An 18,515-nucleotide genomic window follows, 5' to 3' on the forward strand; every position below is an offset into this window, starting at 1 on the left:
CCGGACACCCGCGAGGCCGGCTCCACCAAGGCCGGCCCGTGCGGCAGGAGACGCCATGACCACAGCTCCCCAGCAGACCCCCGCCCAGTACGCCGCCGACCTGGTCGCCGGCCAGCCCGACATCACCACCCTCGACCTCTTCGGCAAGCTGCGCGAGGCCTACCCCGGCCTCGCCCACGAGGAGAGCGCCGACCTCGCGCTGAGCGCCACCGACACGACCCGACCGAGCCCGGAGGCGTGATGGAAGAGGCCGAAACCCTCCAGCTGTTCAACGCGCCCACGCCCGCCTGGCTCCGCAACACCTTCGACGCGTTCCGGCACGCGGACATCAAGACGCTCAACCACGGACTCGGAGTGGACTCCACCGGCCTCGCCCACATGATCCTCGACGAGCCGGAGCGGTTCGGTGTCGCACCGGACTTCTCCGACTTCGTCGTCGTCACCGCGATCCTGGGAGACGAGTTCGAGGACACCAACCAGGACACCGAGAAGCACCTCTACGGCCGCCTGCGCTCCCTGGGGGTGCGCACCGTTCAGGTCTCCCGCCGCGGCCCCGAGCGAGGCGACGGAATCGCGATCCTGTCGGACACCCGCAGCCCCATCCGCGTGGAGCGGCGAGGCCCGTACACCCTCCGCGACGAACTGCTGCTCAACGGCACCATTCCCACGGCCGCCGGCGGTCACCGGTGCTCGATGAACCACAAGGCATGGACGCTCGACACCTTTGCCCGTCAGGCCTTCCCCGGCGCCCGCGTCGGCAAGCTCATCGGCTACAACGCCGACGAAGCCCGCCGCGCGACGAAGTCCGAGAAGAACAACAAGGACGCCTTCGCGATGGACTACCCCCTCATCCGCGAGAATTTCGACCGGCCCCGGATCGCCCGCTTCGTGACCGAACGGACCGGTGTCACCTGGGGCAAGAGTTACTGCAGCTTCTGCCCGTTCAGCGGCGTCTGCGCCTCCCGGCCCGCCCACCTCGCACGGCTGCGGAAGTACCCCCACGTGGCAGCCCAGGACCTGCTGCTGGAGTACCGGGCCATGGCACTCAACCCCCGCAGCAAGCTGTACGTCACCGAGACCCTGTACAAGCGGGTCAGCGACGACCAGCAGGCGCAGGCGCTCGGCGAGTTCGAGGCGCTGCTCGAGCAGTCGGACTGGGCGGTCTATCACGTCCGCCGGGCCTACGGAGCGGCCCGCCGGGAGAGTTGCCAGCGAGGTGGCCATCCCAAGGACTGCAAAGCCACGGCCTGCCACGACGCGTCGGCCAAGGGCGCAGTGGACCGGTCGGTTGAGACCGTCGCCACGGGCAGCCGCGAGGTCGCCCTGCAGCGGTTGAAGGCTCTGGCTGCGGAACGCGGCCGCCCGCTGCAGCACGACACGGCGCACCCGGTCGGCCTGGAGCGCGTCACCCTGCGATACCGGCCGGAGAAGGCGTACGGAACGGTCGAGGAGTTCTACGTACTGGCGCCCGCGGGGATCAAGGACAAGGAGAAGGAGAGGTTCCCCGGTACCTGGGACCGGATCGCCGAGCAAGGGCTGATCGCCTGACCCCGGCCCGTACGGTGATGGCCGAGAGCGTCAGGGTGTTCCTGACGCCCCCTTCTGGGGGCACCTCGCTCTCCTCGCCACGCGTCACTCCGGGAGACCTGCCCCCGACCCTGTCTGCACCCGCTCCTAGTGCCCTGACCAGGTCGAATAGGCCCGCTCGCGCATGTGTGACGGAGCGCCTCGGTTGGCGGATGAGTGCTTGGGCTGGCGAGTGAGCAGCAGTTCGGGCCTAACCCAAGTGCTGCGGCTAAATGAGCCCATGCCCAGAGAGGAACGCGCTCCACTTACTGACAGCGTCTTCGGCGACCTGCAAGACGTCGTACTCCGTGTTGTCGGACGCGGCGTAGAACCGGTGCGCCGATGTGTTTGTGCCAACGAGGACGCTGACGTCGTTCCGAGCGATCGTCGTGGAGTTGTCGCCAGTCCGCGAGCTCCTCAGTTTGAGGTGCTTCGAGCCGTTGGCGAGATCTGCGCAGAGTTGGAGAACCCGATGACTATTGATCAGCGCGTCTCCATCGGCCTTCGTCACGTTGATCGATGGATCGTTGCCCAGCCAGTCCTTGAGGTGATGCACGGCCTGGAAGAACGACAGAACCGCATCGACCGCAACATCAGTGCCGCCTGGCGCGCCCGCATACACGGCCCGCACTTCCTTGAGGCGCCGATTCACGTGGGACCACTGCCATTGCCAACCTTGGTCAAGCATGGGCCGAGTGTCGCATCAGCGCGACACCAGACCTGCGATCACAGGCCTCCCCGGCCGGGGTGTTATGCGTCCCAGCTGACGAACGCCGCAACCTGAGACGTTCAGTGGCCGGCCCCTGAGGTTGCCGGTCTCATCCCAGCACCCTGCGGCGACCGGGCGGCACATTTCTGATGAACCACCAATAGCGGGACACACCCATGCCATTCACCGTCCCGGACACCTGAGGGTCCTGGCTACCGTCGCCGACGTGGAAGCAGCCGTTTCCGCCGGGGCGAGTCGACCTGACCGGCCCGCCCCGTCAGTTCTTCCTGCGTGCGAGGAGCCACCCGGGCCATCCGGGTCCCAGACCGCAGCCCGTTCCCGGCCCGCGGATCCCTCCCGCCCGGCCGGGACACCGTCGAGGAGTCGGGCCGCAGCCCCCCGTTCTGCGGCACCGGCCCTCGACCGCGGGCGGGGGCGCCTGTTGGGCGGCGCCCCCGCCCCCGCCGCGACGAGCACCCTCGCCCGTTGCGTTCATGTCCGCCTGGAGGAGCGCGTGTCCACCGCCGTCGTACGGGTAGCCGGGTCCGCCTCACCGCGCTCGGGCCGCTGGCCGGTGATGGTCTGGGCCCTGCTCGCAGGCACCTTCATCACCCGCGCAGGCGGCTTCACCTATCCCTACCTCGCCTACCACCTCGCCGATCGTGGCGTAGGAGCGTCCTGGGCAAGCGTCGTGCTGGCACTCTTTGGCGCTGGGTGGCTGGTAGGGCAGGTGACGTTCGGTTCGCTGGCCGACCGCATGGGCCGTCGTGCCACCCTCGTCACTGCGATGACCGCCGCGGCGGTCGTCTTCCCGATCCTGGCCGGGGCCCACGCCCTGGGCGCGCTCGCCGCCGCGGCGTTCGTCGCCGGCGTCGTCTACGACGCGCCCCGCCCGATCGTGTCCGCGGTCATCGCCGACACTATCCCCGACGAACCGACCCGGGCCAAGGTCGCTGGGTGGCGGCACTTCGCCGTCAACCTCGGCGCGGCCTGCACCGGCGCCGTCGGCGGCATGCTCGCCGAGCCGGTCGGCATCCCCGTCCTGTTCTGCATCAACGCCGCGGTGTGTGCCGCCTTCGCGGTGGTCGCCCTGTGCGTGCTGCCGCCGACCCGGTCCAAGGGCCAGGTCCCGCAGGGAAGCTACCGAGCCGCGCTGACAGACGCGCGGCTGCTCCTGCTGTGGCTGGCCAGTGTGTGTGCGCTCATCCCCGTCGCCGCCCTGTACTCGGTGCTGCCGCTGATGATGGCCGACGATGACCTCCCCACCTCCGCCTACGGCTGGTCCCAGGTCGCCGGAGCGATCGCGGTCCTGGTCCTCTCACCGCTGATGAACCCCTGGCTTGCCCGCCGCGCTGCTGGCCCCGCTCCCATGGTCGGACTCCTGGCGGCCAGCGCCCTCCTCCTGGGAGCCGGTATGGGATCGGCCGGACTCACCTCCAGCCCGGTCGGCTACGCCGCTGCTGTGGTCATCGCCGTGCCCGGCGAGATCGCGGCCTTCATCTGCGCCGCCGACGTCGTCAACCGCATCGCCCCCGCCCACTCCCGCGGCCTGTACGCCGGAATCTGGGGCACCACCCTCGCCGTCGCCGTGCTCTGCGCACCCCTGCTGGCCGGATGGTCACTCGCCGCAGGCGGTCACCCGCTGGTCGCCGTAGCCCTGACGGGCTGCGGCGTACTCGGCGCCGCCGCATGCCTGCCCCTGGCGGTCCTCACCCACCGACTTCGCGAGCCCACCCGCCCGGGGCCCTGACGCCTTCCCCGGCGGGCACATCTGTGGCCCACCGTTCCGTCCCGTGCTCGACACCTACCCACCGTGGAGGACTGCTGTGCCCGATCCCCAACCGATTCTGCTCATCGGGGCCGGCGGCGACGCCGCCGAGTACCGCGAACCCGTCCTCTCCAGCATCGCGGCCGTGCGGCCCGTCGTTCTCGTCGACTCCGCCGTGCCCGGCTGGACGCGCCCCTACCTGACCGGGCATGTCAGCGCCGATCTGACCGACCAGACGGCGACCAGCGTGGCCGTCAAGGCCTACACGGCCGACCACGGAGTGGGCGGAGTCATGGCCTACATGGAGCACCACGTGGTGACCGCGGCCCACCTCGCTCAGCAGCTGGGCCTGCCCGGCAGTACCCCCGAGTCGATGCAGGCCTGCCGGGACAAGGCGCTCTCCCGTCAACTCCTCGCCGACCACCAAGTGCCCTCGGCCCGGTCGATGCAGGCAGCGAACCCGGACGAGGCGGTCGCTCATGCCGACCTGATCGGTTATCCGGTCGTGGTCAAGCCTCGCAGCCAGGCCGGCAGTGCCGGTGTGGTGCGGGCCGACAACGCCGCCCAGGTACGGGCGGCGTTCGAGCGGGCTGCCCACGAATCCGTCCTCGGCCTCGACCGATTCGGCGAGCGAGGCGTGCTCGTCGAGGAGTTCCTGGACGGGCCGGAGGTTTCGGTGGAGACCGCCGTGCTCGGTCCGGGCGAGGCCCGTCTGCTGGCGGTCACCCGCAAGCTGCCGACGCCCGCCGGCGCGGCAACCACACAGGAGTACGGGCACGTCGTCGACGCCCGTGACCCGCTGCTGACTGACCCGCAGCTCGCCCGCGTCGTCACGGGCGCAGTCCATGCACTCGGACTGACCTGCGGAGTGCTGTGCATCGAGGTCAAGCTCACCCAAACGGGGCCGCGCATCGTAGAGGTCAACGGCCGGCTCGGTGGAGACCTGTTACCCATACTCGTCGAGCGGGCGCTGGGCCTGGACCTCGCCCAGATCGCCGCCGACCTGGCGACCGGCAGCCGGCCCCAGCTGACCCCGACGCTGAAGCGCGCCGCAGGAATCCAGTTCGCCTACCCCACGGTGTCGGGCGTCCTGCAGCATCTCAGCGTCCCCGCCCATCTGGACCGCCAGCCCGGGGTGGAGCGGATCGTCCTGTCCCAGCAGGCCGGCGCCAGGGTCTCGGCGCCGCCACACGCGACCCTCGCCGACCGGCTCGGCTTCTGGATGGTCCGCGGTGACACCGCCGCCGACTGCCGCAGCCGCCTCGAGGACGTCGCCCGCCAACTGCAGGCGGAGGTAGCCAGCGACATCCACGCCACGACCTGACCCGCAACTCGCCGCCGCTCGCGGTGCCTTCGGCACGACGGTGATCGGCCGCCGTGCTCGCGCCCGCTGGCCGCACCGTGCCGGCAGCCACGCCACGGGCGCGCAGCCCTGCCAGGGGTCGCACCGCCTCTCCCACCGGCGCCGCACTCTCGCTCCTTTGACCTTCTGCTGGAGAAGTCCATGCCTCTCATGCGCGCTCTCACGGCCCGGGCGGGCTGGTGAGCCTGGATGACCGTCGTTGAGACCGCGCCGAGACCCGCTGTGGCGCCGCCGCCCGCAGTCCGCTACTGCGACGTCCTGGCTGTGCCCTACGCCGGACGGCTGCTGGTCGGCACTCTGATCGGCCGTCTGCCCACCGGCATGGCTCCGCTGGCGATTCTCCTGCTCATCGCCCCCGATGCGGGATACGGCAGGGCCGCCGCTCTGGCCGCGCTCTACCCGGTGGCGAACGCCGTCGGCGGCCCGGTTCTCGGCCGTCTCGTCGACCGCTACGGGCAGACCACGGTGCTCACCGCGGGGGCCGTGCTCAGCGGTGCGGCCTTCCTCGCGCTTGGCCTGGGCGGACCGCTCTGGTCGGTCGCTGCGGTACTGATCGCGGGCGGGGCGCGTCCCCCACTTGATCCGGCGCTGCGGGCGTTGTGGGCAAAGGGAATGCCGAGCCGCGAGCACACCCGGGTGGCGCTGGCCCTCGAGGCGGCGACCCAAGAAATTGTGTACATCGGAGGGCCGCTGACGGTGGCCGGGATCGCGGCGACGGTCTCGGCGTACTGCGCGGTGGCTCTGACCGCCGTGCTCGGCGCCCTGGGGACCGTCCTCGTCGTCACGAGCCCGCCCTCCCGTGTGTGGACCGCTGGCCCCAGGGCAGGTCGCGCCGACTGGCTGGGGCCGCTGCGGTCCGGGCAGCTGAGGCTGCTGTACCTGGCCATGGTGTTCGTCGGCGTGCCCATGGGTGCCCTCACCCCCCTCGCGGTGGACGCCGCCACCCGCTTCGACGATCCAGGGCTGTCCGGGACCCTGCCAGCCGCACTGTCTCTGAGCGCGGTCCTCGGCGGGCTCGCGTACGGCAGGCGCTCGTGGCCGGGCGCGACATCCCACCATCTGCTCGTGCTGTCCGGCGGGTTCACGGCCGGCTGGCTTCTGCTGCCCGGGGCGGTCAACACCGTCACCGTGCTGGCCGCGGTCCTCGTGCCGGGCCTGTTTATGGCGCCGTTGCTCGGGACGGCCAACCTCGCGGCATCCGCCGCCGCTCCGGCCGGCACCGTCACAGAGGCCAACGCCTTGCTGGTGGCCGCCCTTGACGTCGGCTGCGCGCTGGGCATCGCCGCCGCTGGCCTCGCCCCGACCACTGCCGTGCTGCCCGCCGGCGCCGCGGCCGCCACCGCACTCCTGGCCGCCGCCCACTACCGCACCCGACCCTCAGGAGGTCACTCACCATGTTCACCATCACCGACGACGCCCTCACCGCCCGACGGCTCAGCGCCGAGCTGCGCGCCGACGCACGCCGGGGCCTGACGGCGCACCCCAAGCAGCTGCCGCCGAAGTGGCTGTACGACGCCCGCGGCAGCGCCCTGTTCGAGGAGATCAGTCGGCTCCCCAACTACTATCCGTTCTTGTCCGAGACGCGGCTGCTGGCGGACTGCAGCGCCGACATCGCCTCCGCCACGGGCGCGCGGACGCTCATCGAACTCGGCCCGGGCGCCGCGAGCAAGACCTGCCTGCTCGTCGACGCGCTCTCCTTCCGGGGAACCCTGTACGACTACGTGCCCGTCGACGTCAGCGCGAGCGCGCTGGGGATGGCGTACGCCGCCGTGTCCAGCGACTACCCCGGCATCGCGGTCGATCCGGTGCTCGCCGACTTCACCACCGTGCTCGAACTGCCCCCGTCCACCGGCCCCCGCCTGGTGATCTTCCTGGGTGGCACCCTGGGAAATCTCCTGCCCGAGGAACGGGCCGCCTTCCTGCGTTCCGTACGCTCCGGGCTGGCTCCTGAGGACGCACTGCTGCTCGGCGTCGATCTGGTCAAGGACCCATCCACCATCGTGGCCGCGTACAGCGACACCACCACGGCCGCCTTTTCGAAAAACGTCCTGGCCCGGCTCAACCGCGAGCTCGGCGCCGACTTCGACCTGGACCTGTTCGAGCACCTCGCCGTGTATGACACGAAGGCCGAGTGGCTCGAGATGCGGCTGCGGTCCCTCAAGGACGTCACCGTCACCCTGCGCGGACTCGACGGCCTGACCGTGCACTTCGACGAGGGCGAGGACCTGCGCACCGAGATCTCGGCCAAGTTCCGGCCGGCCGGACTCGCCGGTGAACTCGCGGCTGCGGGCCTGGAGATGACGCGCTGGTACACCACCCCCGACCAGTTCTACGGCCTGGCTCTCGCCGCCCCCCGCCGGGCCGACTCCAGCCCCACCCGCTGAGCCCGCGCCCTCAGGATCGGCATCGTGCCTGGCCCAGGCACCACCCACTCCCCGTGCCCAAGGAAGGAAGCGCCGTGCCACAGGCCGCCCGCGCAACTCCGCTGCGAGTCACTTCCCCGCTCCCGCCGCCCTCGATTCCGCTGACCCTGCTGCTGGTGGGCGCCGGATCGCCGGACGACCAGGGCTTCGGGCTGGAGCGGATCGCCGCCGCGCACCGCGTGATCCTGCTCGACCAGGTGGCGCCCGACTGGGCGCGCCGTCACCTGGCCGGACATACATCCTGTGACCTCGGCGATCCGGCTTCCGTCGTCTCGGCCGCGACCCGGCTGGCGCAGATCGTGCCGGTGGGAGGGGTCCTGGCCGCGAGCGCTATCCGCGTCGGCCTCGCCGCGCAGGTGGCCCGGCGTCTGGGCCTGCCGGCACCCGCCGCACGGGGTGTCCGGGCCAGCCACGACACAGCCTTCGCCCGCCATCTTCTGACCCTGGCCCAGGTGCCCACGCTCCGCACGGCGCGCGCGGCCGGCGAGTCCGCCGCCGTACGGGAGGCCGCCCTGCTCGAGTACCCCGTCCTGGTGCGGCCGGACGTGCCGGGCCCTTCCTCGGGCTGCCGCGCCGACACTCCAGATGGCCTGCGCCGTGCCTATCGGACGGTCAGCACGGCGAGCAGCGACAAGGTTGGCGTTCTGGTCGAGGAGCTGGGGCAGGGGTCCGACGCCAGTATCGAGGGCGTCCTCGACGGCTCGGGCCAGCTTGCCATCACCGCGATCGTCCGGACGACCTCCGGCGCGTGGCCCGTGCCCGCGACCGGCCACGCCGTGGACGCCAGCGACCCGTTGCTCGCCGATGCGGGCCTGAGGACGCACGCGGCAGCAGCGGTCCGGGCGGTCGGACTGAAGAGGGGCCCGGTGCACATCCCCTTGCGGCTGACCGGCCAGGGGTATCGCCTTCTGTCCGTGCAACCCGTGCTGGCCGCCGATCTGGTGCCCCGACTGGTCGAGTTGGCGACGGGTGTGGACCTGCCCCGTGCGGCGGCCACCGCGGTCATGGGAGGCCGGCCCCTCGTCGAGCCGACTCAGCACCGTGCGGCGGCCGTCCGTTTCGTCTATCCGCCCGCTGCGGGGTACCTCGAGACGGCCCTGACCGGCGCTCCGCTCGGTGCCGAATGGCTGGAGCGGTTCCGCTGGACCCGCCACCTGGGAACCTACGTCCATGGTCCGGAGGCCGCCTCCTTCACCGACCGTTTGGCGCAGTTCATCGTCACGGGGCGGGACGGCGAACAGTGCCTGGACCGGCTGCGGTTGGTCGAGGAGCAGACGGCGTTGCGGATCCGGCCGCACACCGTGGTGCATTCCTGCGTCTGGTGACACCCCCGGGCGTCAGGTGCCCGACCAGCCGGGGCCCAGGGCGCCGGTTCTGTCAGAACCACCCTGACCCAAAAACGGAGTTGCACAGACAACGCACTTTCCCTAGAGTGGGGGTGTCCCTCGGGGCCTCGCCTACGGTCCGGCGAGGTCCCCATCACCGAGGCCGCGCCCCAAATCCCCCTGGGGGCGCGGCCTCCCCACCGATGGAGGCCCTTGATGCGGAAGGCCGCCCAGAACATCACGGACACCCTCGTCCCGCTGCTGATGGCCCTGGGCGGCCTGATCTGCGCCCGCTACGGTGCCGCCCTCGCCGAACGGCAGGACGCCAACCTGTGGTGGCAGATCGGCTCCGGCATCGGCGCGTACCTGATCTCCGTCGCTCTCCTGGGACTTCTCGGACAGGGCGACCCGTACGACGCCATCGCGAGCGCGACCTCCGCTCTCCTGGGCCTGACGCACACCGTGCTGGGCGCCGGCTTCCACATCCTGCTGGCCGTGGCCGCCACCACGCTCTGGATCCTCAGCGTGGCCAGCCCTGCGCCCGCCACCGCCTGACGCATCAGCGCACGCCACGCGCTTCTCCCTGTCCCCTCGCACCGGCTGGCTCCGGGCCGTCAACGGGCTGGTGCCACCGACCACTTCGCGAAGGAGACCTCTCCGCATGAGCGACACCGCTGGCACCGCCGCGCCCGTCGACGGGCGGAGCCTGCTGGCCGACCTGGCCCAGCTCCACTTACGCAGCTCCCTTCCTCCGCTGCCCAAGGACGCCGCCGCCTTCGGCTGGCAGATGCAGACGGCCGTCGTCGCCGCCCTCGCCACCCGCATGCTGGCGTACATCCAGAACATCGACGAGGACCGGGCGGCCGACTTCGCCCTCTGGTATCAGGGCAGGTTCGGCGAGGGGCCGGAACTCCTCGGCGAGTCCCGCTGGATCGAGCGGCACGTGGCCGCACCCGCCGGAGCCGACATCCACCAGTGGATCCGGGAGGCCAAGGAACTCGCCGTCGCCGCAGCCGCCCATACCCAACAGCCCACGCCGATCAGCCAGTTCCGCAACGGTCTCGGCGACGACGTGCTCGCCAAACTGATCAGGGGGCTGGGCGCGGCGTGGGAGGAGTGGGAGCAGCACGGCTACCTGCGCCGCAGCTGCGTCGTCCCGCGCTGCACACGCGACTTCGACTTCCGCGCCCTGCAGTCCTCCGACGCCAGCTCCGCGGAGGCGGCCGGCTGGATGCACTCATCCGCGGTCGGCTTCGCCTGTCCGCAGCACGCGCAGGCCTTGTGGGGCGAGCACCAGCACAGCCCGGACTGGCGCTCCCAGGACGGCGGCCTGGAGCTGAACTGCGCCTGCGGCTGGACCTCCGGACGGGCAGCGTTCCGTGCCCACGGCGTCACGCTGTACCTGGTCCACACCCTCGACGTCCTGAAGACCGCGTCGTGACCGCGAACCGGGCGGGGGCGATGATTCAGGCCCACGCGGACGAACTGCGCGCCCGGATTCGGCCGCTCGGCTTCTGCGCTCGGTTCATGGGCTACTTCGGTGTCGAAACCCCCGCGGCCCGCGAGGCCCGTGAACTGGCCGAGGAAGCGGATCGCTGCGAGGTCGGCGGACGCGGTGAACGCCTCACCGTCGAGATCGTGTCGGTGCTGGGAGACGACGGCTGGTACGGCCTCTGGTCCCGGCCGATCCCCGGCGCCGAAGTCCTCGACGCCGATGCGGCGCTCATCCCACCCTGCGGGACGTTCATCGTCCTTTTGGACTCGAAGTACCTGAGCCACGAGGGCCTCGTGCGGCCGGAGGGCAAGGTCCTCAAGCACGGTGAGCGGGACTGCCGTGACATCCGCAGCATCCTGTTCGCCACCAAAATGCTCTCCAAGGCTCTCCGGGACGTCACCGAGCAGGGCCAGCCCCGCCCCTCCGTGATCCCGATCATCGTGGTGCACAACGCCCCCGTCGCCGACGAAGGCTTCACCCTGCAGGACGTACGCGTCCTGCCCGCACACCGCCTCCTCGATGAACTGCGCGACCTGGTTGGGCCGAGCAATCCCGCCCTGGCCGCACAGGTCGTCGCACAGGCCGACCAGGTACTGCCCGCTCCAGACGAGGAGGACGAGGACGTATGAGCGGATCGATAACCGCCCGGGCCCAACGGGCAGCAGCGGCCGGCGGGGCGGGGATCTTCACGGGACTGTGCGGTGCCGCCGCTGCCGCCCTGCTCACCGGAGGCGTCGGGTGGGCCCTGCTGGCCGGCGCCGCCACAGGGGTGGCCGGCCACCGGATCGGCGCGCAGCGCTGGGACCGGGCGGCCAACGCTCGAGCACCCCAGGTCGAGGCCACCATCCACGCCCTCAAACCACTGGCGGAGGACGGCTGGCACCTCCTCACCGCCCGCAGCGTCGGCCGCCGTAACGAACCCAGGTACCACCTGTGCGTCCCCCCGTCCGCGAACATCATCCTGCTGCTCATGGACGTTCCCTGGCCGAAAGGGGAGCTCGTACATCTCAACGGATACAACCAGCTGGCCAGCGGATCCGATATCCACGAGCTGACCGTCGAGGCCCTGCTGAAGGCCAGTGACCACGTCCGCCACACCCTCGACAAGCGCAAGCTCCGACGGCGGCTGGGCGCGCCGAGCGTCGGCCAGGTCCTGCCCGTGCACAACGCCCCGGTGATGGACGAGCACCTGCAGTTCATCCGCTATCCCGCCCCCACCGAGAAGCGCGAGATCAACGTGGTCTCCGCCAGGCTGCTCGTCGAGAAGATGCAGTCCGCGAACGGATCAGTCGACCGCCGGAGCCGCCAGCGTGCCGGGAAGATCGCCGAGGCCCTCAACCAGCACTATCCCGAGCCCCGGCGGACATGACCGGGCACTGCCCACAACGAGCAGGTGCGCTACAGGCGTTGCGCCACATGCGGAAGCCGGCCCCGACGCCAGCAGCTTCGCTCCACCGCGTCGGCGCCTCCCCGCACCATCATCATGCGTGGCCGAGCGCAACCCTCTCCTGCGCGGACCGCGGCCCCGCGATGACGTCCGCCCGACCGTCGAGAGCCCTGAGGAAGGAACGAGGGAATGGACCCCGCGCTCTTCACCGGCGTGATCGGCATGCTGGGTGCCCTGCTGGGAGCCTTCGTCAACGGCCGCTTCCAGGAACGGGCCGCGGGTCGCGCCGAGGCAGCAGCCCGCGCGGACAAGCTCTACAACCGCCGACTCGAAGCCGTCCTCACGCTCGCCGAGGCCGTCAGCGATCACCGCACCAGGATGTGGCACGCGGCGAAGCCGTCCTCAAGGGAGACAGCGACGAACGCAGGCGGGAGTTACAGATCGAGGGTCACGCAACCCGCCGAGCAATCACACGCCCGCTCAACACTCTTCGGATCTTGATTCCAGACCCGGCTGTCCAACAGAGCGCCAACGCGATGATCACCACGACCTACGCCATGCGCAACGCGTACGCCACCGCCGAAGAGCTCACCGCAGCACGTGAGACCGCTCGGGTCGCCCACGACGACTTTGTCGCCATCGCGGGCAGGTATCTCCGCCAGCAGGACGACCCGTCTGAAGGGCTTGCGTAAAACGGAGTTTCCCCAGCTCAAAGCCCGTAACCTCGATACAGCCACGCCGTGCGGCATCTGCCGGAACATGGTTCCAGGCAGCACAGACTGGTACAGGGCGGCTCCCGCCGCCCAACTCAGAAAGGACCTGATGGAGTCCCCCGAGCTTCCGGCCCCGGACGCCGAGCCAGGTGAGATCTACCTGCTGGACGGTCAGCTGATGTTCATGCCCGGCCACCCCAGCATCCGCTGCGTCGTCCTCAACCAGAACCGGACGCGTTGTGTGACCAAGCTGCCGAGCGTCACCCCTTGGCGGCAGTCCCTGCTCGGGCACCCCACCAGGAGCGGCTTGCTCTGGGTGCGCGCCACACAGGTCCCTGACCATCTCACCGACCAGTACGCGGCCCAGCACTGCACCCGTCACCACACAGCCGCTACACCGCTTACGGACGACGCCTCGCCGGAGTGGGAGGCCTTTGACCCTCAGCGGCACGCCGGTGCCCACGCGCTCGCGCTCCCCAGAGGGCGGTGGACCGCACTCCCCTTCGACAACGGACCAGCCTTCGGCCACTGACGGCCCGTCCCGAAATGAGCACGCAAGCGGGACCTGCGCCTCGTCACGTAGTCGATCAGGCGTCGTCAGATTCGCCCGGTCCCGGCTTGCCACGACGGCTCTCAAGGCGACGCGCCTGCTGCAGCACAGCCAGGGCAGATGGCGTGGCCGCAGCGGGCTGCCCGGTGACCAGGGCCTGCCCGTCAATCTCTTCAAGAACTTCGCGAACCATCGCGACGATGGAGGCCACGTCCGTCGCGCTCAGATCCACGATGCCGAGATCGGTGAGGTCGCGCATCTTCGTGGCGAGTCCGGCCATCCAACTGTTCTCACCGTCCTCACCGTCTTCTTCGCCCTCGTCGTCGGTAAGCAGATCGTCCCAGTTCGCGACCAGGTTCTCAGCAATCGTCCGGACATCTGCGGCCGAGATATCGACGGGTTCGGGCTTGTCGTCGAGCGCGTCGACGGTGACGTTCTTCGCCGCGGCCTCCAGCGTGCGCGCGAGCGCTCTCTCCCGGTCCAGGATGCCCTGGCGGGAACCGATCCCCAGGGGCCGGCCGCGCTGCTTCGTGGTCATGCCCGCCGCGCGGGCCGCGTTGAGCAAGGACAACTGCAGGCGGTCGACTTCCTGATGGGCGAGGCGGGTCAGCCTCAGAGCCTCTTCCAGCTCTGCGTGCTGCGCCGCGACGTCGGGCACGGGCGTTCCCTCGTCGTCGAACCTCATGAGCTTGGCGTGGCGGTCCCGCACGAATTCGATCAGTCCCAGCAGGTCGTCTGAGCCCGGCGGATCGGCGAGGCCTGCGTCACCGGCACGGTGACGGCGTGCGACCTCGTCGGCGATGTCGACAGCGCTGATGGGGCCCAGAGGGCGGGGTTGGTTCACCACGCCAGTCAGCATGGCGGACAAGCTTCGTCCAGCGGAAAAATGGTCGGCACTGAGGGTCGGCACGACGCTGCCGGGGTTCCCGGCAGCGGGCTACTGGGTTCACCGGCCAGCGCAGAGCCGTGCAGCTTCGAGACGAGCCGGGACAGGAGCAGTTGCCGGACAGCCGTGGGCGTGCGCTCGCGCACCCTGCGGGCTCGCGGGGCTCCCAGGCTGGAGGCGTCCAGCAGCACAGCGAAGGCTGCGAGGTCCATGGCTACGGGGTTGGTATCTGATCGCTTCACGTTCCGTGTCATAGGACCGCGGTGCGCTTCTCCCCTCGCCTCAATCGAGCACGGTTTGTGTGACGTGGGCCACCCGGGGGTGCGGCTCGGGCCAGGCTCGTCGGTGCACAAGGCGGGTCAGTGGGTGGAGCGGCGGCGGCTCGGTACGACGACCTTCAGAGGTTCCAGACGGCGGGCGACCAGGCTCACCGCACCTCGTGCGTGCTCGACGACGCCGTGGACGAGCAATCCGGCGTGCTCGGTTGCCGTGCGCCGGTAGCGTTCCCATGTGGCGGGCGGCACGATCACGTTGGCCAGCCCGGTCTCGTCCTCGATCGACAGGAAGCATGTGCCCTTCGCGGTCGGAGGCCGCTGCCGGTGGGTGACAAGCCCACCCAGGGAAGCGGGCTCTCCGTCGGCGAGCTCGCGCAGCTCGGCCGCGCTCACGGCGTCGATCGTGCGGAGGTGGCCGCGCAGGTACTGCACCGGATGGGTGTCGGGGGACGAGCCGGTGGCCCACAGGTCGGCGAACGTCGCCTCGATGGGCCCGAGCGCCGGCAACTGCGGGTCGGTGTAGGTCGGGTCAGCGCCCGGCAGAGCCTGTTCGTCGACGGCCGCGAGTGCACCGGCCCGCCACAACGCCTCGCGCCGAGTCAGGCTGAAGCAGCCGAAGGCGCCCGCGGTGGCCAGGGCTTCGAGCGTCCGCGCCGACAACTGGGTGCGCCGGGCGAAGTCACCCACATCGGTGAACGGCCGGGCGTCGATGATGCGTTGGGCGGTCTGCGGGCTCAGGGTGCGTACGGTGGCCAGGCCGAGGCGGATCGCCGGCTGTCCCGCACGCGAAGCCGGGTCGGGCTCGAGCGTGGCGTGCACGCCGGAGGCGGCCAGATCCACACCCCGGACGGTGATGCCGTGGCGCCGGGCCTCGCCGATCAGCGTCAGCGGGCTGTAGAAGCCCATCGGCTGGTTCGTCAGCAGCGCGCAAGTGAACGCCGCTGAGTAGTGATACTTCAGCCACGCGGACGCGTACACCAGATGCGCCATGCTCGTCGCATGCGACTCGGGGAAGCCATATCCGGAAAATGCCTCGACGATGCGGAAGATCTCCTCGGCGGCGGGTGGAGGGATGCCCCGGTCGGTCATCCCGGCCAGGAGCCGTCCGCGCCAGGCGGCGATCTTCTCGGGGGCGTGCTTGGCGCTGAGGTCTTTGCGCAGCCGGTCGGCCTCGCCGGCGGAGATGCCCGCGCAGTCCATCGCGAGCATCATGATCTGTTCCTGGTACAGCGGCACGCCGAGGCTGCGGCGCAGTGCCCGCTCGGCGAGAGGGTGAGGGTAGGTGACCGCCTCCTGTCCTGCCCGGCGCCGCAAGAACGGCCGGACGCTTTGGCCTTGGATGGGTCCTGGCCTGATGAGCGACACGGCGACCACCAGGTCGGCGAACCTGGTGGGCTTGAGCATGGGCAGGATCGACTGGGTGGCACGGCTCTCGATCTGGAAAACCCCGTGCGTCTGGGCGCGTGTGATCATGGCGTAGACGTCGGGGTCCTCGGCCGGGATCGTCCCCAGGTCGAGGCGTCGGCCGTGGTGGGCCTCGATGAGGCGGCAGGCGTCGTGCAAGGCGCTGAGCATCCCCAGCGACAGGCAGTCGATCTTTATGCAGCCCGCGAGGTCGATGTCTTCTTTGTCCGCTTGTAGAACACTCATCCCCTGGGCGGTCGCCCATTCGACCGGGATCACGCGCGTGATCTTCTGCCGTGTCAGGACGAGGCCTCCGGAGTGCACACCGAGGTGCCGTGGGTGCCCGTCCAGCTGGGCGGCCATCTGCCGGACCTCGGCTGGCAGCACCACGTCCGGGCCGGGCGGCTCGTGATGCTGGATGTGCCGGGTCATCTCGTCGATCTGCGCCGGCGGGTATCCGGCGGCGCGTGCTGCCTCGCGGACCGCAAGGCGGGGACGGAACGTGATGATGTTCGCGACGCGTGCGGCGTGGTCGCGGCCGTAGCGCTGGTAGGCGTAGGCGAACACCTCGTCCCGCCGCCGGTGTTCGAAGTCGACGTCGATGTCCGGGGTGGAGGCCCGCTCCGTGTTTAGGAAGCGTTCGAAGAGGAGCGCCCTGGCGATCGGGTCGACCTGGGTGATTCCCAGGGCGAAGCACACCACGGAGTTGGCTGCGGAGCCGCGGCCCTGGCACCAGATATCGGCCTCCCGGGCGAAGCGGCACAGGTCCTCGACGATGAGGAAGTACCCCGGAAGTGACAGCTCGGAGATTACGGACAGCTCGTGGTCGAGTTGCCGCCAGGCGGCGCCTGCCTGGGCGCGGTGGCCGTAGCGGCGCAGCATGCCACGCTCGGCCAGGACGCGCAGCCACGAGTCGTCGTCGTGTCCGTCCGGTACCGGGAACCGCGGGAGCTCGGGCCGCAGCTCGGCGAGGTCGACGACGCTGCGGCGTGCCAGCTCGAGGGTGGTCTCCCGCACGCCGGGGTAGCGGGACAGCCACGGGAGCATCTCGGTCCCGGAGCGCAGGTGCGCGGTGGGAGCGGCGTGCAGCGATCCCGCGACGGTCTCAAGATTGTCGCGGTGCCGCAGCGCGGTGAGGACCTGGTGGAGGCGGGCCTGACGCGGGGCGGCGTAGTGCGCCGCACCGGTGGCGACGATCGGGGCGCCCGCCCGTCGTGCGGCCACGTACAGGGCGTCGTTGCGGAGGCTGTCGCCCGGGAGCCGGTGGTCGACGAGTTCGGCGTGAACCACCGGCCCGAAGACCTCCTGCAGCCGGCCGAGCGTCCGGGCGAGCTCGTCCACGTCCGGGCTCTCCTCATGGTCGTACGACGGGCAGCCGGTGAGTACCGCCCAGTGGCCTGCGGCGGCGGCCGACGCCAGGACGCCGAGGTCGTAGACGGGGTGTCCCTTGTCGCCGGTGAGCTGGGCCTGGCTGATCGCCTCGGACAGCAGCATGAAGCCGTCCACGCTCGTCGCCAGCACGACCGGGGTTCCCAAACGGTGCGCCCCCAGGGACAGTTCCGCACCGTAGACGGTCGAGACCCGATGCTCACGGGCAGCCTGGGCCAGCCGACGGGCGCCGGTCAGCGCGTCGGTGTCGGTGAGTGCGAGTGTCGTGATACCGAGCCGGGCGGCCTCGGCGATCAGGTCCTGGGGTTCGCTCGCGCCGCGCAGCAGGGAGAAGAACGAGTGGGTGTGCAGTTCCGCCCACTCCGGCGTCTCCTCCGCCGCGGTGTGCGCGGTCGCCGGATCGGGTGCGAGGGTCAGGTGCGGCAGCTCACGCATACAGGGCCTCCGCCCACCAGCGGCTGGCGCGCACATGCAGCAGCCAGGCCCGGCCGTCGTCGGTGACGGCCTGCAGGCGGGCGAGCCGCCGCTGCCGCCCGGGCTGCCACCAGTCCTCGTCCAGCGGCCACGGTCCCGCCCAGCCGGTGACGGGAGCCGGTGCGGCGCCGCCGACCGCCAGTCGGGCGGGCGCGGCGCTGAGCTGTCCCCGGCCGGACACCGCCAGGAGGTTCCCCGCCTCGTCGAGGAGGCGGGCGGGCAGCGGAGCGGGGAAGACCCGGGCGGGGTGCGGGGCGGGCAGCTGGCCCGCCCATGCGGCCCGTTGCGGTGGGCCCGGCTCGGCGAAGTCCCCGAACGGGACGCGGCGGATACGGTCGGCCGGCCCTCGTCCGCCGATCTCCTCGGCCCGGGTGACCGCCTGGTGCCCGAAGAGTGCCTGGAGCCGTGCGGCGGCCTGGCTGAGCACTTCCTGCGCGGCGGCCGCGCCGAACAGCGCCTGTTGCTGGCCGGGGGCCGGCGCGAGGTGTTCGGGCACCAGCTCGAGTTGGGCGATCCCTTCACCCCCGGCGGTGGTGGGGGCGAGGGCACCGGTTTCCTGCCAGGCCTGCAGCTGCCAGCGCAGCCGCTCGGCCACGGCCAGGTCGCTGAGGCGCCCCTCGTGGCGCCAGACCCGCGCGAGCGTACGCCCATCGGCCATCCGGGCCCGCACCTCGATGCGGGCGCAGACGAGTCCGGCCTCTTCCAAGGCGCGGTGCAGCCGTACGGCGAGCGCCTTCCCCGCGAACGAGGCAGCCTCCAGACGGGTCTCGGGCGGGTCGAAGCGGTGC

Annotated in this window: 17 protein-coding genes and 1 pseudogene; 14 read left to right on the forward strand and 4 right to left on the reverse strand. The window is 70.9% G+C overall.

The window, feature by feature from the left end; translation table 11 throughout:
* The first annotated feature begins 55 nt into the window (after positions 1 to 55).
* Together ACWD0J_RS33450 and ACWD0J_RS33455 are read left to right on the forward strand one after the other, a co-directional pair.
* Positions 56 to 241 carry a hypothetical protein gene (locus tag ACWD0J_RS33450; RefSeq protein WP_451499609.1) on the forward strand — a complete coding sequence of 62 codons (186 nt, stop codon included), beginning with the start codon at positions 56 to 58 and terminating at the stop codon, positions 239 to 241.
* The gene (locus ACWD0J_RS33455; protein WP_451499610.1) at positions 241 to 1,548 is read left to right on the forward strand and encodes a hypothetical protein; all 1,308 of its coding nucleotides are present in this window, start codon (positions 241 to 243) and stop codon (positions 1,546 to 1,548) included. Before ACWD0J_RS33450 ends, ACWD0J_RS33455 begins: the two co-directional genes overlap by 1 nt.
* A gap of 247 nt (positions 1,549 to 1,795) precedes the next feature.
* Here ACWD0J_RS33455 and ACWD0J_RS33460 read toward each other — a convergent pair whose 3' ends face one another.
* Positions 1,796 to 2,254 (reverse strand): hypothetical protein, encoded by a 459-nt coding sequence (locus tag ACWD0J_RS33460; RefSeq protein WP_451499611.1) that lies wholly within the window; start codon positions 2,252 to 2,254, stop codon positions 1,796 to 1,798.
* A 535-nt stretch (positions 2,255 to 2,789) separates the two neighbouring features.
* Here ACWD0J_RS33460 and ACWD0J_RS33465 point away from each other — a divergent pair.
* From ACWD0J_RS33465 to ACWD0J_RS33520, 12 genes are all read left to right on the forward strand, one after another.
* A complete protein-coding gene (locus ACWD0J_RS33465) occupies positions 2,790 to 4,025 on the forward strand; it encodes an MFS transporter (protein ID WP_451499612.1) in 1,236 nt (411 codons plus the stop codon).
* A 76-nt stretch (positions 4,026 to 4,101) separates the two neighbouring features.
* Complete coding sequence (locus ACWD0J_RS33470) at positions 4,102 to 5,367, forward strand: ATP-grasp domain-containing protein (protein WP_451499613.1); 1,266 nt, start codon at positions 4,102 to 4,104, stop codon at positions 5,365 to 5,367.
* A gap of 228 nt (positions 5,368 to 5,595) precedes the next feature.
* On the forward strand, positions 5,596 to 6,879 hold the full coding sequence (locus ACWD0J_RS33475; RefSeq protein ID WP_451499614.1) for an MFS transporter: 1,284 nt from the start codon (positions 5,596 to 5,598) through the stop codon (positions 6,877 to 6,879).
* Positions 6,801 to 7,790, forward strand: coding sequence for an L-histidine N(alpha)-methyltransferase (gene egtD, locus ACWD0J_RS33480; protein WP_451499615.1), 990 nt, complete (start codon positions 6,801 to 6,803; stop codon positions 7,788 to 7,790). Before ACWD0J_RS33475 ends, egtD begins: the two co-directional genes overlap by 79 nt.
* Positions 7,791 to 7,864: 74 nt before the next feature.
* A complete protein-coding gene (locus ACWD0J_RS33485) occupies positions 7,865 to 9,154 on the forward strand; it encodes an ATP-grasp domain-containing protein (protein ID WP_451499616.1) in 1,290 nt (429 codons plus the stop codon).
* Between the two features lie 216 nt (positions 9,155 to 9,370).
* Positions 9,371 to 9,709 carry a hypothetical protein gene (locus ACWD0J_RS33490; RefSeq protein ID WP_451499617.1) on the forward strand — a complete coding sequence of 113 codons (339 nt, stop codon included), beginning with the start codon at positions 9,371 to 9,373 and terminating at the stop codon, positions 9,707 to 9,709.
* A 106-nt stretch (positions 9,710 to 9,815) separates the two neighbouring features.
* Positions 9,816 to 10,595 carry a hypothetical protein gene (locus ACWD0J_RS33495; protein ID WP_451499618.1) on the forward strand — a complete coding sequence of 260 codons (780 nt, stop codon included), beginning with the start codon at positions 9,816 to 9,818 and terminating at the stop codon, positions 10,593 to 10,595.
* Positions 10,592 to 11,278, forward strand: coding sequence for a hypothetical protein (locus ACWD0J_RS33500; protein ID WP_451499619.1), 687 nt, complete (start codon positions 10,592 to 10,594; stop codon positions 11,276 to 11,278). The genes ACWD0J_RS33495 and ACWD0J_RS33500 overlap by 4 nt, the downstream gene beginning before the upstream one ends.
* Positions 11,275 to 12,018 carry a hypothetical protein gene (locus ACWD0J_RS33505; RefSeq protein WP_451499620.1) on the forward strand — a complete coding sequence of 248 codons (744 nt, stop codon included), beginning with the start codon at positions 11,275 to 11,277 and terminating at the stop codon, positions 12,016 to 12,018. The genes ACWD0J_RS33500 and ACWD0J_RS33505 overlap by 4 nt, the downstream gene beginning before the upstream one ends.
* A 207-nt stretch (positions 12,019 to 12,225) precedes the next feature.
* Positions 12,226 to 12,537, forward strand: a complete 312-nt coding sequence (locus ACWD0J_RS33510) for a hypothetical protein (RefSeq protein ID WP_451499621.1) — start codon at positions 12,226 to 12,228, stop codon at positions 12,535 to 12,537.
* 35 nt (positions 12,538 to 12,572) lie between these two features.
* Positions 12,573 to 12,728: a hypothetical protein gene (locus ACWD0J_RS33515; RefSeq protein ID WP_451499622.1), complete on the forward strand. Its 156-nt coding sequence runs from the start codon at positions 12,573 to 12,575 to the stop codon at positions 12,726 to 12,728.
* Between the two features lie 130 nt (positions 12,729 to 12,858).
* Positions 12,859 to 13,281: a hypothetical protein gene (locus ACWD0J_RS33520; RefSeq protein ID WP_451499623.1), complete on the forward strand. Its 423-nt coding sequence runs from the start codon at positions 12,859 to 12,861 to the stop codon at positions 13,279 to 13,281.
* A gap of 55 nt (positions 13,282 to 13,336) precedes the next feature.
* On the opposite strand, the gene ACWD0J_RS33525 is transcribed toward ACWD0J_RS33520, so the two are convergent.
* The 3 genes and pseudogenes from ACWD0J_RS33525 to ACWD0J_RS33535 form a co-directional block, all read right to left on the reverse strand.
* Positions 13,337 to 14,158: a hypothetical protein gene (locus ACWD0J_RS33525; protein WP_451499624.1), complete on the reverse strand. Its 822-nt coding sequence runs from the start codon at positions 14,156 to 14,158 to the stop codon at positions 13,337 to 13,339.
* Positions 14,159 to 14,544: 386 nt separating this feature from the next.
* Positions 14,545 to 17,688: an error-prone DNA polymerase gene (locus ACWD0J_RS33530; RefSeq protein ID WP_451499625.1), complete on the reverse strand. Its 3,144-nt coding sequence runs from the start codon at positions 17,686 to 17,688 to the stop codon at positions 14,545 to 14,547.
* A pseudogene (locus ACWD0J_RS33535) lies at positions 17,681 to 18,515 on the reverse strand (DNA polymerase Y family protein); the annotation flags it as partial. The gene ACWD0J_RS33530 and the pseudogene ACWD0J_RS33535, both read right to left, overlap by 8 nt.

The sequence above is a fragment of the Streptomyces sp. NPDC003011 genome, assembly GCF_053591515.1.

What these genes read in the sequence shown, in the direction of transcription:
- ACWD0J_RS33450 (WP_451499609.1), top strand. Translation starts at nt 56, where the DNA reads ATGACCACAGCTCCCCAGCAGACCCCCGCCCAGTACGCCGCCGACCTG.
- ACWD0J_RS33455 (WP_451499610.1), top strand. Translation starts at nt 241, where the DNA reads ATGGAAGAGGCCGAAACCCTCCAGCTGTTCAACGCGCCCACGCCCGCC.
- ACWD0J_RS33460 (WP_451499611.1), bottom strand. Translation starts at nt 2,254, where the DNA reads ATGCTTGACCAAGGTTGGCAATGGCAGTGGTCCCACGTGAATCGGCGC.
- ACWD0J_RS33475 (WP_451499614.1), top strand. Translation starts at nt 5,596, where the DNA reads ATGACCGTCGTTGAGACCGCGCCGAGACCCGCTGTGGCGCCGCCGCCC.
- egtD (WP_451499615.1), top strand. Translation starts at nt 6,801, where the DNA reads ATGTTCACCATCACCGACGACGCCCTCACCGCCCGACGGCTCAGCGCC.
- ACWD0J_RS33490 (WP_451499617.1), top strand. Translation starts at nt 9,371, where the DNA reads ATGCGGAAGGCCGCCCAGAACATCACGGACACCCTCGTCCCGCTGCTG.
- ACWD0J_RS33495 (WP_451499618.1), top strand. Translation starts at nt 9,816, where the DNA reads ATGAGCGACACCGCTGGCACCGCCGCGCCCGTCGACGGGCGGAGCCTG.
- ACWD0J_RS33505 (WP_451499620.1), top strand. Translation starts at nt 11,275, where the DNA reads ATGAGCGGATCGATAACCGCCCGGGCCCAACGGGCAGCAGCGGCCGGC.
- ACWD0J_RS33510 (WP_451499621.1), top strand. Translation starts at nt 12,226, where the DNA reads ATGGACCCCGCGCTCTTCACCGGCGTGATCGGCATGCTGGGTGCCCTG.
- ACWD0J_RS33515 (WP_451499622.1), top strand. Translation starts at nt 12,573, where the DNA reads ATGATCACCACGACCTACGCCATGCGCAACGCGTACGCCACCGCCGAA.
- ACWD0J_RS33520 (WP_451499623.1), top strand. Translation starts at nt 12,859, where the DNA reads ATGGAGTCCCCCGAGCTTCCGGCCCCGGACGCCGAGCCAGGTGAGATC.
- ACWD0J_RS33525 (WP_451499624.1), bottom strand. Translation starts at nt 14,158, where the DNA reads ATGCTGACTGGCGTGGTGAACCAACCCCGCCCTCTGGGCCCCATCAGC.
- ACWD0J_RS33530 (WP_451499625.1), bottom strand. Translation starts at nt 17,688, where the DNA reads ATGCGTGAGCTGCCGCACCTGACCCTCGCACCCGATCCGGCGACCGCG.